At 35.3% G+C, this 15806-nt stretch carries 17 protein-coding genes; 14 read left to right on the plus strand and 3 right to left on the minus strand.

Going from position 1 to position 15806, the window contains the following annotated elements:
* Window positions 1–393: 393 nt before the first annotated feature.
* The 9 genes from ACIPUA_RS17660 (at window position 394) to ACIPUA_RS17700 (ending at window position 7045) form a co-directional block, all read left to right on the plus strand.
* Window positions 394–1899: a carbapenam-3-carboxylate synthase domain-containing protein gene (locus tag ACIPUA_RS17660; RefSeq protein ID WP_449059931.1), complete on the plus strand. Its 1506-nt coding sequence runs from the start codon at window positions 394–396 to the stop codon at window positions 1897–1899.
* 2 nt (window positions 1900–1901) lie between these two features.
* Entirely contained in the window at window positions 1902–2654 is a 753-nt protein-coding gene (locus ACIPUA_RS17665) for an enoyl-CoA hydratase/isomerase family protein (RefSeq protein ID WP_042844560.1), read from the plus strand.
* A 15-nt stretch (window positions 2655–2669) separates the two neighbouring features.
* Window positions 2670–3491 (plus strand): TauD/TfdA dioxygenase family protein, encoded by an 822-nt coding sequence (locus tag ACIPUA_RS17670; protein ID WP_048607560.1) that lies wholly within the window; start codon window positions 2670–2672, stop codon window positions 3489–3491.
* 57 nt (window positions 3492–3548) lie between these two features.
* Entirely contained in the window at window positions 3549–3956 is a 408-nt protein-coding gene (locus tag ACIPUA_RS17675; RefSeq protein WP_449059932.1) for a hypothetical protein, read from the plus strand.
* Window position 3957: 1 nt separating this feature from the next.
* Window positions 3958–4692 (plus strand): proline dehydrogenase family protein, encoded by a 735-nt coding sequence (locus tag ACIPUA_RS17680; RefSeq protein WP_449059935.1) that lies wholly within the window; start codon window positions 3958–3960, stop codon window positions 4690–4692.
* The gene (locus ACIPUA_RS17685) at window positions 4685–4945 is read left to right on the plus strand and encodes a 2Fe-2S iron-sulfur cluster-binding protein (RefSeq protein WP_042844563.1); all 261 of its coding nucleotides are present in this window, start codon (window positions 4685–4687) and stop codon (window positions 4943–4945) included. Before ACIPUA_RS17680 ends, ACIPUA_RS17685 begins: the two co-directional genes overlap by 8 nt.
* Before the next feature lie 53 nt (window positions 4946–4998).
* Window positions 4999–5547: a hypothetical protein gene (locus ACIPUA_RS17690; protein WP_042844565.1), complete on the plus strand. Its 549-nt coding sequence runs from the start codon at window positions 4999–5001 to the stop codon at window positions 5545–5547.
* Between the two features lie 122 nt (window positions 5548–5669).
* Entirely contained in the window at window positions 5670–6512 is an 843-nt protein-coding gene (locus tag ACIPUA_RS17695) for a formylglycine-generating enzyme family protein (protein WP_042844566.1), read from the plus strand.
* Window positions 6509–7045 (plus strand): carbapenem self-resistance protein CarG family protein, encoded by a 537-nt coding sequence (locus tag ACIPUA_RS17700; protein WP_042844568.1) that lies wholly within the window; start codon window positions 6509–6511, stop codon window positions 7043–7045. Before ACIPUA_RS17695 ends, ACIPUA_RS17700 begins: the two co-directional genes overlap by 4 nt.
* Window positions 7046–7498: 453 nt before the next feature.
* Here the strand turns inward: ACIPUA_RS17700 and ACIPUA_RS17705 are convergent, their stop codons facing one another.
* Both ACIPUA_RS17705 and ACIPUA_RS17710 read right to left on the minus strand, forming a co-directional pair.
* Window positions 7499–8236 carry a cyclase family protein gene (locus ACIPUA_RS17705; protein WP_042844570.1) on the minus strand — a complete coding sequence of 246 codons (738 nt, stop codon included), beginning with the start codon at window positions 8234–8236 and terminating at the stop codon, window positions 7499–7501.
* Between the two features lie 208 nt (window positions 8237–8444).
* On the minus strand, window positions 8445–9287 hold the full coding sequence (locus ACIPUA_RS17710; protein WP_048607571.1) for a MetQ/NlpA family ABC transporter substrate-binding protein: 843 nt from the start codon (window positions 9285–9287) through the stop codon (window positions 8445–8447).
* A gap of 214 nt (window positions 9288–9501) precedes the next feature.
* Here ACIPUA_RS17710 and ACIPUA_RS17715 point away from each other — a divergent pair, with 214 nt between their 5' ends.
* Genes ACIPUA_RS17715 through ACIPUA_RS17730 form a run of 4 tightly spaced genes read left to right on the plus strand, consistent with a single transcriptional unit; the run spans window position 9502 to window position 13773 of the window.
* Window positions 9502–10626: an alkylhydroperoxidase domain protein gene (locus tag ACIPUA_RS17715; RefSeq protein WP_048607573.1), complete on the plus strand. Its 1125-nt coding sequence runs from the start codon at window positions 9502–9504 to the stop codon at window positions 10624–10626.
* A gap of 4 nt (window positions 10627–10630) precedes the next feature.
* Complete coding sequence (locus tag ACIPUA_RS17720) at window positions 10631–12091, plus strand: FAD/NAD(P)-binding protein (RefSeq protein ID WP_042844579.1); 1461 nt, start codon at window positions 10631–10633, stop codon at window positions 12089–12091.
* Between the two features lie 3 nt (window positions 12092–12094).
* Window positions 12095–13108: a methionine ABC transporter ATP-binding protein gene (locus ACIPUA_RS17725; protein ID WP_449059933.1), complete on the plus strand. Its 1014-nt coding sequence runs from the start codon at window positions 12095–12097 to the stop codon at window positions 13106–13108.
* Complete coding sequence (locus ACIPUA_RS17730) at window positions 13105–13773, plus strand: methionine ABC transporter permease (protein ID WP_042844584.1); 669 nt, start codon at window positions 13105–13107, stop codon at window positions 13771–13773. Before ACIPUA_RS17725 ends, ACIPUA_RS17730 begins: the two co-directional genes overlap by 4 nt.
* A gap of 324 nt (window positions 13774–14097) precedes the next feature.
* On the opposite strand, the gene ACIPUA_RS17735 is transcribed toward ACIPUA_RS17730, so the two are convergent.
* A complete protein-coding gene (locus ACIPUA_RS17735; RefSeq protein WP_042844586.1) occupies window positions 14098–14391 on the minus strand; it encodes a helix-turn-helix domain-containing protein in 294 nt (97 codons plus the stop codon).
* Between the two features lie 1172 nt (window positions 14392–15563).
* Between ACIPUA_RS17735 and ACIPUA_RS17740 the strand changes: the two genes are divergently transcribed.
* A partial coding sequence (locus tag ACIPUA_RS17740; protein ID WP_449059934.1) for a hypothetical protein occupies window positions 15564–15806 on the plus strand: 243 nt, incomplete at its 3' end.

Here is a 15806-nt window from a genome sequence, read left to right on the forward strand (position 1 = left end):
ATTACAAACTACTGTCCTTATTCCTTAGGCTAAAAATTAGCAATGAGCTAATAGGTACTAAAACTCATTTTCTATCAAAGTTTATTATCTCACCATAAACTCTAACAATAACTCTTACCACAAATATATTTCCATTATTTAACCCGTAAATTTCAATTATCAAATTATTTAAAATTCTATCGAAAAAATACATATATGAAACATATAAAATATTAAATTAAGTAAAAAAATGTGAGTTAACCCTAACTTAAATTAATGAAACCACTATTTATCATTGCAAATTTATTTTTTGTTTGTTAAAAATCTTAACGCCATTTATTAATCAGGTTTATATGGTCAAAAATATATCAATTTTGTTTTTTCTGATAATAATACATTATGAGGGATTAGACTTTGAGCACTGAGTTTTGTTTTACCCGCACCTATTCAGAAAATAAATTAAGTCGTTTAAGTAATGAATTCCATATTACAAATATATCAACTGGCATTTTAATATCTAAAAATAACACTACCATCATTCAATATGAGACAGCTTATTACACTGCATATTTGTTCGGTAATATTTATAATATATCAGTGCTAAAATCAATTCTCGGTAAAATAGAAGGAAGTACTTGGGCACTTAACGAAATTGAAATACTTTGCTTATTAAGAGAAAAGCTAGGGGATACCGCTATTTATCTAGCTGAAGGAGATTTTTGTTTATTTATCGAATATCATAACGATACGATTGAAGTGATTACCGAATCACGCGGCTTAAACCTTATTAATGTAGTAAAAGCTGAACAATTTTGGATTACTAATTGCTTAAAAATTGTAGGTAACTTAGAAGGAGAAAAAATTTTTGATTTTTCTCCTGAACATGAAGTCATCGAAAATACATTCAAAACAGATACATTCTCGCCAATTAGAAATGTTATTCGGTTAAAACCAGGAACGATAAACACAATCACCCATGATGAACAAAATTACCCTTATATTGAAAGTAGACAACTTGCTACCCCCACAAATAAAAATATCATAACACTGAAAAAAGATGTTCTATACCATTTAATTGATATGGAAATGAGGTATTCCATCTCTAGACTTGTTGATAATAATGAATCTATTGGTATTCCACTATCTGGCGGGCTAGATTCTAGTCTTGTCACTGCTTTAGCCTGCCAATACTTTAAAAAAGTAAAAACTTGGTCTATTGGTAGCGAATTAAGTAATGAGTTTGAATTTGCTCAAATTGTTTCTAACGCCTTAGGAACGGAACATGAAGTTAAAATATTGAGTGACGATGAGATAATTAATGGTGTAATTAACGCTATTTATCATAATGAAATTTTTGATGGTTTATCATCAGAAATCCAATCAGGGTTATTTAACGTTTATAAATTGGCACAAGGTAAAGTTAACTCACTCTTAACTGGATATGGCTCCGATTTACTTTTTGGGGGAATATTAAACCCATTAAAAGATTATCAAAACCCCAATAATATCCTTGCTGAACAAGTTTATAGAACCAAATGGACGGGGGAATTCTCTACTCATGGAGCCAATAGTTATGGGCTAAACGTATATCATCCATTTTGGAATAACGGCCTAATATCCCTATGTGAAAATTTAAACCCTGATTTTAAAATCAGAGATCAGGAGGTTAAAAATATCCTCCGCGAATATACCGACAATCTGCATCTTATTCCAAAAGAAATTGTTTGGCGTAAAAAAATAGGTATTCACGAGGGCTCCTCTGTCAACCAATCCTTTGCCAATATCATTGGTACCAGCGCCACCAACTACCAAGCAAAAACTCGATTTAGCTATGCGGTTTATAAGGAGTTTTTGACTGGGAGACTCACCATTGATGAAGCCACACCAACGAAACTACGTGAAATAATGAAGAGGATTTAAAGATGATTATTGAGCAAGATTTTGAATCGACTCGTTTATTAACATTGGATCATACAAATAAACATAATCCATTCAGTGAAGAGCTAGAAAATGCAATTAAACATGCGCTGGTTAAAGCCGAAGAAGATAGCCGCATTAAATCTATTGTCGTCTACGGTGGTGTAGGTCGCTCCTTCTCATCAGGAGGTGACTTCAATGAAGTCAAAGCACTTTCTGGAGGAGTTGAAGTCGAACGCTGGATAGACCGCGTAATCGATCTGTATCAAGCTGTTTTAAATGTTAGCAAACCAACTATTGCAGCTATTGATGGTTATGCCATCGGTATGGGGTTCCAGTTCGCAATGATGTTTGACTATCGTGTTATGTCTGACCAAGCGCAATTTATCATGCCGGAGTTAAAACATGGTATTGGCTGTTCTGTTGGTGCAGCAATACTTGAGTTTACACATGGTCACTCTTTGATGAAAAAAATTGTTTTTGAATGCGAAAAACTTTCCGCGACCCAATGTCATCAATATCACATTGCCAATCAAGTAACACCAAGCTCGCATCTTTTAAAAACTGCCTTATTGCAGGCTAATGCATTATCGAAATACCCATCAGCAGCTTTCGGTAATACTAAGAAATTGATGAATAAGAGCTTTATTAAAGTATTAGAAAAAACCAGAGAGCAATCTAAGTTAGTACATAAAAACGCCTTCGCTGCGAAAGATGCTCAAGAACATTTCCAAAAAATACTCGGTAAAAACTATTAATTTATAAGGGATTTTATGAATAATAATCTGCAATGGTTACCTGCTATGCCAACTGGCTTCGGTGCAAAAATGTCGGCAAGTCATTTTATTAATTCGGATACCAACAGTATTAAACATCTGTTAATGCGCCAAGGCTTCTTAATTGTAAATAAACTGAATATCGATGCTAATGAATTTCGTGATATATACAGCAAATATGGCACGATTGTTGAGTATGCAGATGAAAAAATAGATGTCGGATTTGGCTACCGCGACACCCTAAAACTAGATGGTGAAAAAGGAAAAATAGTTACCGGTCGTGGGCAGTTACCCTTCCACGCTGACGGAGGCTTGTTACTCTCACAAGTAGATCAAGTATTCTTATATGCGGTAGAAATTAAAAATATGAAGTTTCGTGGCTCAACAACAATTTGTGATCACGTCCTTGCCTGCAATGAAATGCCGAACCATTTACGTCAAGTACTCGAAAATGAAACTTTCGAAGTCAGAGTATTGGAACATGGCTACTATGTTGATGTTTCACCTGCGGGATGGTTTAAAGTCCCTGTCTTTACCGATTTGGGATGGGTGAGAAAAATGCTAATTTACTTCCCATTTGATACCGACCAACCCGCTAGCTGGGAACCCCGAATCGTTGGGTTTACTAAGGATGAAACTCAAAGGTTTTTTACTGAGTTAAGCGCATTTATGAAGTTACCACGTTACTACTACAAGCACTATTGGGAAAATGGTGATTTGCTCATTATGGATAACCGAAGAGTTATTCATGAACGTGAAGAATTTAATGACGATAAAATTATTCGCCGCCTCTACCGTGGACAAACGGCAGATCTTTAAGTTTATTTAAACGCTAGCTAGGTGAATAACTGGCTAGCCAATATGGAAATTAATGAAATGAACTCAAAGACATTATCAATTTATTTTCGCTATACCACTACGACACTTTGCATAAAATATATAGTAACACTACTTTTAACCTACAAAATAACTAAACGCCTTTCTATCTATATACTAAAGCTAATGGTCAAAAGAAATATAAAAATAATTACCAATAAATTAAATGGGATCTATTTTTGTGGTGAAACACTCGAGCAAGCCAAGGATGTCACTGGTATGTTAGCAAAAAACAATATATCAAGTGTCCTAGACTATGCTGTCGAAGGTGAAGAGGATGCTTCATTTTTTGATGAGGCCGTCAATTCTACACTTAGGTTAATCGAACTCGCCAGTAGTACAAACCATATGCCCTACGTTGTAGTAAAACCATCATCGCTGGGGTCAATCACCGTATATCAGGCATAAAATAAAACACGACCATGATTTTCTAATATATCAACCTGCTTGGGAAAAAGTACTCAGCAGATACAACCAAATTTTTGCTTATGCACAACAAATGTCAGTATGTGTCATGATTGATGCTGAGCAATCATGGTTCCAACCTATTATCGATAAAATCGCTATAGAAAATATGCTCAAATACAATAAGGAAAAAGCTGTTATTACACTAACATTACAATGCTATAAAAAATCATCTTATGAGTTCATCCAACTAATGAATAAGTTGGCAATAAAACACAACATAAAAATAGGTATAAAATTGGTCCGTGGCGCCTATTTAGAAGAAGAACTCCAACGAAACGATTCTGCAAGCAACCATTTCTTCACCTCAAAACCGGCTACAGACGACAACTACAATGCTATCATTGAGTTTATTGCGATTAATATTGAAAATTTCACCCCCTTCTTTGCAACCCATAACAAAGCAAGTATCTCCAAAATATTAGAGAATACGCGGCTAACAAACCACCATTACTGGTTAGGGCAGTTGTATGGCGTAGGCGATCACATTTCACTCAATGCCGTTAAACATGGCGCTAGAGTATGTAAGTATTTGCCATATGGGCCATTTGAAAAATCTTTACCTTACTTACTTAGACGAATAGAAGAAAATGCCGTGTCTATAACGACTTTTCGTCATGAAAATAAACTTATTCGAAAAGAAATAATATCCAGAATTGTAGGTAAAAACCATGAGTAAAGCACCTTATCACTTAATTATTGGTAATAATAACTTTACTATTATGCCTAATGAAACCATTCTAGAATGTGCTTATAAAAATGGAGTGAAAATAAAATATCATTGTGCTGCTGGGCATTGTGGTAAATGTAAAGTTAAATTAATTTCAGGTGAAGTAAAGCTTGATCATTCTGGTGGTATATCCAAAGAAGATATTGCCAACGGCTTTATTTTAACTTGTTGCTCCTTTGCAAAAGGTGATATTCAGATTTAACCGCGCTTGCTATTAAGTATTTTTTATTAAACTTTAAAGATAGGAATTTAAACATGAAATATTTTTTGCTTGCCTGTTGTCTAATTTTTTCAACCTTCAGCCAAGCTGCTAGCACAGATAAATATATGATGTTAATTCAGCAAGCTTTAGATAAGCAACCACCTTTATGTTTAGGGGAAACTCAATGGCCAGTATCTATGAATAAAGGAGGGTCGATGTGGGTAAATGCGCAAATGGAAGCACTCGTTGATGCAGGTCTAGCTAAATCGCAATGGATATCAAATCAAAAAATTTGGCAGCTAACCACGAAAGGACAAACTGAATTTAATAAGCATGGAGATTTCTGCTATGGTCGTGTACGCATTAACAAAATTGAGAATATCATTGATGATGGTAACGGTAACACTTCTGTCATTTTTTACTATTATATAGACAAACTTCCTCTATGGGCTAAACATAAATCTATCAGAGTGGCACATACAGATTTAGACAACCTTGTTACCGGGGTTAATAACGCACGTTATCAAGCAGACTTTATGACTACCCCAGCAGGTTCAATAAAAGTTATAGGTGAGCCTTATCAATTAGATCTATTTTATTAGATCTACTCATACTATTCTAAAGTTTTCAAAAATAGCTAATTTCGTAAAAGTATTCACTTTTTAGTTTAAATATCTCTCAATAGAGTGCCCCTTAAATTAAACATATAGGATTTTAATACAGTATGAAATACTTGGCTTCACTAATTCTATTTATCTTACCAATCTGGAGTACCCATGCATCCTCCTCTTTATTCCAAGAAGTATATATTGACCAAGGGGATTATTACGTAGGTGCTGTTTTTGGTGATCATGATTATAAATCAAATTCAAATGTCAAGCTTAATGGCTATTTTATTATGAATACTGAAGTAACCTACAAACTTTACGATGAGATTATTAATTGGGCACACGGACAAGGTTATAAGATAAATGAGGGTTGTAATGGTTCCTTTTATGATGACTGCCGTACATCTGACTTAAATAATAAAGAACATCCAATTACTAATATTGAATGGTCTGATGCGATTGTGTTTGCTAATGCATTGAGTGAAAAAATGGGGCTAGAACCTGCCTATATAATTGCAGATAATTCTATTTTGCGAGATAGCTCACAATATAGTTTTTCAATAAATAATAATGCCAATGGTTATAGATTACCAACAATTGCAGAGTGGATGGTCGCAGCGAGAGGAGGAAATAATGGCCTAATTGATGGTACATATGGGCATTATTATTCCGGAAGTAATAATGCAAAGGAAGTTGCCTGGTTTCCCGAACCTAATACAGAGCTATTCGGCACCAGTCCTGTTGGTAAATTAAAAGCGAATGCTCTAGGAATTTATGATATGAGTGGTAACGTATATGAATGGGTCTATGATAGCGAAACCGTGTTAGGCACAGAAATGTATTATTTCTGTGGTGGAAGCTATTTACAACCAGCAGGCTTATCAAGTTGTGATATTCACAGCGCGGGTTTTGTTATGCCCGACATTGGTTTTAGACTAGTTCGGAGTGCGACCAAATGAAACTTAAGAAACTCATCTATTTATTATTATTAGCTAGCTTTATGAGCAACAGTAGCACATTAGTCATGTTAAAAGATGGGCAAAATAATATAGACCTTAATAATAATGGTATTACTGACATCATTTTTTTAGCTAGCTTTGACAATAATACATCACACCCTAATCGCACTGCGACTATTTTTATGAAAGATAACAAAAAATGGTCAATCATTCCCACTCCAGATGATAATGGGTTTATTTGGAGCGATTTTAGCCTATCTGCATCTATGGTTAAAATCTCTGATTTTGAATTACATCAGTATAAAAACCATTATTATATGGTTAAAGGAACAAAATTTATAGATAATAACAACAGTGGAGATTTAAGTGATAATACTCAAATAAAATTCATTCGTTATAAAATAGCAAATAATGAGGTAGACCCTGGAGTCTCTAATTTATATTGGCAACCAACTGGCAGCTACATTACAATTGAGAAATACCTTAATGTAGATGATGCTTTCAAATTTTTAGATATGGCGCTATTTAAATAAGATCATCATATTACGGCGTACTTAAATTAATTATTTTCTGCGTCGTAATAGTTTTGGCTGTAAGCTTAGCTTAACGCATATCGTGAGTATCATAATTTCACGATATCAATCATTTTATTATTACTTACTGGTTAAAGTCCCCTAATCCTTACTACCCCTCTCTATAAAACCCGTCAAATATTATTGCGATTATCAAAAATGGTATTTAACTCACTTTATTATTAAGACACTATTTTGATTTACTACAAGGGGTTTCCGTGGAAAAACATTTCTAAAATTAATTAAAATATAAATGCAATGACTTTAACAATAATTTTTTATTTATATTGCCATCGGCTTTAGGAAACTCTCCGAGTTTAAAGTATAGGTTTTTTAATTATTTTATAACTATTTGCCATTTAACGCTCCCCATCAAACTAAATGGCTATAGATGGGGAATGTTATCAACATATTCTAGGGTAGAATTGCAAAAGAGCGTACCGGAAAACCGCTTGCATTGTTTGGTTTAGCTACGATATTAAAAATAACAGCGCCCCGAGTAGGCACTTGGTCTAGGTTAGCCAGTAACTCAACTTGGTAAGTATCCTGTTCTAATACGTAATATTCCCCCAATAATGCATTATTTTTCCGAAAATCTTTCGCTGCGTCAGTGTCAAAGGTTTCATGACCAATCGCTTTAATGCCTCTCACTTCAAATAAAAACTTAAGTGCATCCATTCCCCAGCCAGGTATTTGGTTATTACCTTCTTCGTCTTTGTTATCCATAAGTTCTTGCGAGGGCCATCGTTTGCTCCAATCTGTACGTAATGCAACAAAGCTGCCTGACTCAATTTGACCGTGTTGTTGTTCAAACGCTAAAACATCATCAAGATTAAATGCAAAATTTGGGTCTTTCTTTGCTCTTTGTGACTGATCAATTACGATTAAAGGTAAAACAAGCTCTTTCAATTCTAATTCGTGTAAGTAGCGCTTTCCTTCTACAAAGTGACATGGAGCATCAATATGTGTTCCATATTGCCCAGGGAAAGTAAATTGCTGTGCAAAAAAACCCTCAGGGTAGCCAAATAATGTTTTAAATTCAGCTGAATCAAACATAAAAAAATGGGGTGAATCCTTATCAAAGCTATGAGTCAAATCAACCCATTTTTTTGCCTTTATCACATTAAATGCATTTATTAATTCATTATTCATATGTTCCCCTGCCTGATTGACTTTTTAAACTGAGTTAACTCTACGCGGTTCTTATCGTACTTTTGTTTCCTATTAAATATCTAAAAAACATAACGTTGTCTAGCAATTCAACACGAATAATTTTCATACTAAATCAGTAAAATAATATAAAAAAGCCACTAATAAGTGGCTAAAAGATGTTGAACAATAAATAAAATAGACTAGGTTTTTATTTTGGATACTTACTCCAGCTTTCTGGTTCAATAAAACCATCATAAATACGCTGTGAGCGAATATAATCTGCATATTCTTTTGATTCAAAAGCATCTTTTAAATCTTTAGCCCATTGAGAATCAAGGTTTTCCTGCATCACAGTAACAATAACACGGTGTTCCAAAGGTGAATCTTCTACCACCAATCCATCCGCTATTCTCTGCCCTGCACTCGCAACATAGTTTCCATTTACCACAACAAAATCAACATCATCTAATAAACGTAAACCTTGTGCTGCATCTGTTTCTCTAATATCAAGCTGATATTTCGCTGGTGAAATATCATTCACACTAAAACTTAACGTACTAACATCAGGTTTAATTTTAACCCAGCCCAGTTGCTCTAAAATCCTAGCCCCTCGTTCTGCATTAACAGGGTCGTTCGATAACGCAACAATCATTCCATCTCTGACTTCATCGAGTGATTTATGTTTATTTGACCGCAAACTTTGTGGTGCACTAGGAGAGTCGGTCAGCGCTACCATATTAATATTATTTTTTTTATTATAAGCATCCATATAAGCGCGACTTTGGTTAACAGATGCATCTATTGATCCCTCTTCAAAAGCAGGGTTTATTTGCCTATTTTGTGAAAACTGACGCAAATTAACGGTATAGCCTTTCTTTTCTAGAATAGGGACAATACCTTTCTCAACTTGGTCAATATAATTTCCCACGCCAAAGCCTATCGTAATGTGTTTTTTATTTGGATTATTTTTTTCATTATTATCGCCACACCCAGCAAGTACGATTACCGCTGTAGCCATTAACGATAAATTTATTATTTTTTGTTTTAACATAGATAACAACCCTGTAAAGATATTTTGGGCAGTATAATCATAATTTGTAAATTCTACTTAGATCATATCGTTATACCTTAATACAAAAGTAATATAACAATCTATTTTAATTCTTTTTAGCTATAAGGATATAACAAATAGATCGTTCGGTTAATGATGAGCTTGATATGTAATAAAGGAGATAAAAAAACGTTTAAAAAAAGTGAGTTACTTTATGACTGTTTTCAATGATGATTTAATTAATTACCTGACTGATTTAACACCAGACTCCAATTTAGCTAAAATTCGCGAAGAGCGCGCAGCAGCAACAGATAATACTCAAGCTTGTTTCAATGCTATTTTTTCTGTGCCATCTACTTTGCTTTCAAATGATGTGAAATATTATTTTGCTTATCAAGTCGCTGAACTAACGGGCAGCCCACGCCTTGCGAAATTCTATTTTAAGTTAGCTGGGTCTGTGCCAGAAATAACTCATTCCCTCCCTTTTCAGGCCGCTAAAGAATATCTACAAATATTAACTCAATCACCTAAAGAGACAAATTACCATTTAATTGAACCATTAATTGAACATGGTTGGGGCGAGCATGACATTATTTTACTGGCGCAGTTAGTGACTTATGTCACTTACCAAGCCCGCCTCATTGAGGGCATATTGTTACTTTCTGGTAATAGCGATAGTACAACTCACCCAAATAAAGTTGTGGCTGGTAAATGGAATCAACAACCAATAACTCAGCAAGGCCGGCCATCACCAACAGCTTTTACTCAAGACAATTTAGGTTGGGAACCATGGCTATCGGCAAGGCTGCCAGACTCTTTATCCGCCGAAGAAGCACAAACCATGAAAAAATTCGGCCAATTAAATTCAGAATATTTTTTACTACTTGCTCACCAAAGCAAAATTTTAGAATTACGCACATTAGTTGACCGCGGAGTATTTTACACAACGGATGGCCTTCCTCGTTGGGAGCGGGAATTTGCTGCCGCTGTTGTGAGTAAAGTCAATGGCTGCATTTACTGTGCTTCCGTTCATGCACGAAAAGCAAGCCAATATGCTAAGGCACGCCGTCCCGACGTTGAAAAACTATTATCGACAGCGCCAGGCTCAATACTTGCCGAAGGTTTTGATGAAAGATTAACCGCGATCACGGATTTAGCCGCATCTTTGTCTGCAACACCAATTCAAGCAGATACGCAGCAAATTGAAACCCTACGAAAACTCGGTTTATCCGAACTTGAATTGCTTGATCTGATTCAATCTAGTGCTTTCTTTTCGTGGGCAAACCGTCTCATGCTGTCCTTAGGTGAACCATTTGAAATTACAGAAGATAAGGAGTAATTAAATGGCATTACCTATCGGCTTAGATGCATTAGAGGCACAAGTAAAACAAGATCTGCAATATCTAAATTTACCTATTAGCTCCTGGTCGTTATCAGGAAATAATAAACATAAAACACAAGTTGATGTGGCTATTATTGGTGCTGGTATGTCAGGGATTACCGCGGCGTTTGCACTTAAGTTACAGGGTATTGAAGCTATCGTTTTTGATCAGGCTCCCATTAGAAAAGAAGGCCCATGGCAAACACCTGCGTTGATGGAAACACTACGCTCTCCAAAACATGTTGTTGGCCCAGCCTTAGCTTCTCCATCTTTAACCTTTCAAGCTTGGTTTAAAGCGCAATTCGGTGTCCAAAAATGGGAAGAACTCGATAAGATCCCTCGTTTACAATGGGGGGAATATCTACAATGGTTTAGAACCATGACAGAACCTTATGTCCTAAATCAGTATCAATTAATTGATATTTTACCAACTAATGATTACCGCGAATTAATATTTGATACGCCTGAGGGCAAAGTCACTTATCAAGCGTTACATGTCATCTTGGCGACAGGAATGGAATCATTTAGCGAAGCTAATATCCCCAGTTTTATGGATAATATTCCTACCGCTTATTGGGAGCATTCATACGCAGGCTCCGATTATCGCCGTTTTAAGGGGCTAGATATTGGTGTTGTCGGCTATAGCGCAGGCGCAATGGACAGCTCTGCGACCGCATTGGAAAATGGCGCTAACTCGGTCGAGATTTTAATTCGAGCAAGTGATATGCCACGCGTAAACCGAGGTAAAGTAGCTGGTAGTCCAGGTTTTACTAACGCCTATAGCTATTTTACCGATGAACAAAAATGGCACTATGCTGACTATGTCGCTAAAGCAAAAACGCCCGCTCCACATGGTAGTACACTACGCGTATCTCGCCATAAAAATGCTTATTTCAACTTTAATACTGAAGTTAACTTTGTTGAGTTGAATAATAAAAAGTTAGATATCACCACAACGAGTGGCAAATACACCGTAGATTATCTAATTTTAGCAACTGGCTATCGTATAAATTGGTCTAAAAATAGCGCTTTCAACCGACTTACTCCTCTGATTAAAACATGGGGAGATGTTTTCATTCCCCCTGCTAATGAGCAAAATTCAGAGTTAGCATCACACCCTTATTTAGGCAATCACTTTGAATTAGTCGCTAAAAATAGTAATGATAACCATAAAATCAATCAGTTATATTGCTTTAATTTATCAGCGTCACTCAGTATGGGACCTGTTATTGGTTTAATTCCTGGTACTAATGTCGGCGCTGAGCGATTGGCTGGGCATATTGCCGCAAAATTATATCTTGCGCATCGCGAACAACATCTTGAATTAGTCAAAACGAGCCAAGAGGCTGAATTATTAGGTGATGAATGGCGAGCTGCCTCTCCTCAATCAGAGCGTATACAACTAACTGATAATGTGGAGTAAATTATGATTACCTTTCAAGATGTACAGAAGATATATGAAAAAGATGGGCAATCTTTAGTTGCATTGCAAGGTATTAATTTGCATATCAATCAAGGGGACATCTTTGGTTTTATTGGTTATAGCGGCGCAGGTAAAAGCTCCCTTATTCGCTTAGTTAATCAATTAGAAAAACCTACTAATGGCGCCATCATTATTAATGAGCAAAATATTGCGCACCATACCCCCGCTGAGATACGTGCGCATAAAAAAAGTATTGGTATGATTTTTCAGCATTTCAATTTATTAGAAACTAAAACTGTCGCACAAAATATTGCTATGCCTCTGTTACTCTCAGGCGTCGATAAACAAGAAATCAATCGTCGAATTGATAATATTCTTGAATTTGTAGAGCTTAGCGATAAGAAAAACCAATACCCGGGGCAGTTATCTGGCGGGCAAAAACAACGCGTTGGTATTGCCCGAGCACTCATCAATAACCCACAAATCTTATTATGTGATGAAGCGACCTCAGCACTCGACCCACAAACAATCCGTTCAATTCTTCAATTACTAAAGAAAATTAACCAAGAGCAAAATATTACAATTTTGCTTGTCACCCATGAAATGGAGGTTATCGAACAAGTTTGTAACCGCGTTGCGGTTATGGAATCAGGCAAAATTGTCGAAGAAGGTACAGTGCTCGATATTTTTGCAAACCCACAACATCTGACAACACAAAAATTTGTTGGAACCGTTTTGAATCAGGAGATCCCCGAACGTGTTCTCCATAATTTAGAACATCAACAAGATGTCTACCGATTAGAGTTTTTAGGGGCTTCCGCTCAAGAGCCTGTTGTGAATGAGTTGATACTGAAAAATATCGTCAAAATCAATATCCTGTTTGCCAACATGAAAGAAATCAGCGGTGTAGTACTAGGGAGTATGTTTGTACAAATTATTGGTGACAAAGAAAAAATCAATGACGCAATTTTGTTTCTTCGTCATCGAGGGGTCGCAGTCAATAAGGGGGCATTATGACACCATTATTCGAAACAGCTTTAACAAGTAAACAGTTTCTACTCGCCATGTCCGAAACATTTACTATGGTCAGTGTTGCCCTCATTTTAGGAGCCGTATTCGGTATTTTGTTAGGAATATTGCTCGTAGTGACTCGGCCTGGAGGTATTTGGGAAAATAAATCCATTTATCGGATTGTAAACCCAATTATCAATGTCATTCGCTCATTACCTTTTATTATTTTATTGGTCGCAATGATCCCATTAACGCGTTTTATGGTAGGCACATCAATAGGGACAACAGCAGCAATAGTACCTTTAGTCATTTTTATCGCCCCCTATACCGCTCGCTTAGTCGAAAATTCATTGCTAAGTGTACATTCAGGAATTATTGAAGCAGCAGACTCTATGGGAGCAACTAATTGGCAAATTGTTTGGCATTTTATTTTACCTGAAGCAAAATCATCGCTGATCCTTAGTCTAACAGCTGCAAGCATTACTTTAGTTGGAGCAACTGCAATGGCAGGGGCCGTCGGTGGCGGTGGTGTGGGTGACTTAGCGCTAAATTATGGTTATCAAAGATTTGATAATGTAGCAATGGCCATAACGGTTGTTACATTGATAATCATTGTACAAAGTATGCAATTTATTGGTGATTATTTAGCTAAAAAAGCACGATATCATTAACTATAGATAATACAGATAACACTGGAAGCAAGTATATATTACCGGTCAGTTAGTAATTAACTCATCCAGCATTATCTATGAATCAGTGTTATTTATTATTTATCTATTATTAAGTGAAATAGTTTAGTCCCGTATTTATATAATAATAAAATAAAAGCCCAACTCGGGCTTTTATTTTTAATATCATTCGATATGAGAGATAAATAATATAATTATACTCTTTTTGAAATACGCACATCAGTGCATTAATTTATGTTCTTAATTGAAACAATTAAGAATAAAAATTAAATTAAGTTTCATTTTGAGACAAAATAATTATTTGTATCATACAAGAGTATAGATTGAATCATCAAATCCTTTTGTGTCCCTTCTCTCATCTATATGTTCGTCATCTTGTAGTATTTCACTAAAGAATTCACCCATATTGACGTCTAATATTTTTAGTACGCGAACAAGACAATCTATGTCAATACGATTAACGCCACGCTCGTAACGAAATAATTGCTGCTCACTGATATCTATCTCTTTGGCTAACTGAAAAACCGTATAACCTTGAGCTTTTCTTAGTGCTTTAATTTTTTGTCCAACTGCACAAGCGACAGGATATTTTGTATTCATAAACATTCTCGCTTCAATTTATATTAATGAAATAAAAGTCTGCAGATAGTTAACTGCATTTTTTATTTTTATCTTTATTTAATTTGTGTAACTTTGATAAAGCTAAAGACGACTCAGCCAATATCGGAAAGAATGATATACTAGCCTTCTAATTACTTTCAACTAGTCTTAAAATGACATTGCAACTATGTAACAAATCATTTCACACTCTTAAAGTAACAATAAAATATTGTAATATCAATCAATTATAATGATCAGGACTCGTCGGTTTATGCCTATCCCCTTCAGTCACTTGGCTGATATCAGAATATTAATCTAAAAAAAACCCTTCACACCGATGCATAACCTGAAAATAAAGGAAATAAACAGAATAATTTAACACTGTAACATTATTAATGATATTAAAGTAGTACAGGCACTTGGAAGTGAAAATATGAGCATATTTGCTAGTTTTATGTAAAAAATAGTAAAAACAATAAATTTTACCTCTAAAACTATTTGGTAATATTAAACATCAATGAGTTACAAAAAGCACCATTTTGTTACAATTAACCAAAATGCTAAATTTTTAAAGCAGCAAGGTAAATATCTACCAAATCATAACTATCAAGATAACAAAACATTAACGTTAAAAAAGTTTATTATTCACTTTACTTGATGAACATCACAAAATTATGAATAAATAATGCTAATTGATAATCTAAATTTAATATTGTTATTTTTATCGTCCCAAGAGCATGGTTGGAATTAAATATCAAAAAATAACACTCAAACAGAGTTTAACTTCAGATGATAATATCATTGCATTATTGCATAATTAAGACAGATAGTGAAACTCGATATCCCACCTTATGTTACTACAATACTATTATTTTAATTAACCAATGCTTATTTAAGCCTATCAGATTATCTATCATTATTGCCAACCTCTCCAGATAAAAAATACAATTATGACTTTACATCAAATGGTTATGTAATTTTTAAGATATTGTCTCTAACCATGCAAAAATACTGTTTCAATGTTCACCTACATTTCAACAAGTTTATCTTATGTATGGTGAATAAACATTGCAGATGCCGGTTTTATTCCATAACCGCTATCTTCAAGATCAAAGTACTGCTTAGCGACTGAGTATTTACGGGACGGTGAATTGGCTTGAATTGCTGTTGAGATGGTGGGTCGTGCAGGATTTAAATTCTACGAATTTAGCCTGCGGCCTGAACCTACAACCAGCTTGCCGAGGTATGAATTAGCGACTGAGTATTTACGGGGCGGTGGATTGGCTTGCGCTGCTGTTAAGATGGTGGGTCGTGCAGGATTTAAATTCTACGAATTTAGCCTGCGGCCTGAACCTGCAACCAGCTTGCCGAGGTATGAATTGATGACTGAGTATTTACGGGGTAGTGAATTGGCT

It is taken from the genome of Providencia sp. AGC89 (assembly GCF_053543535.1).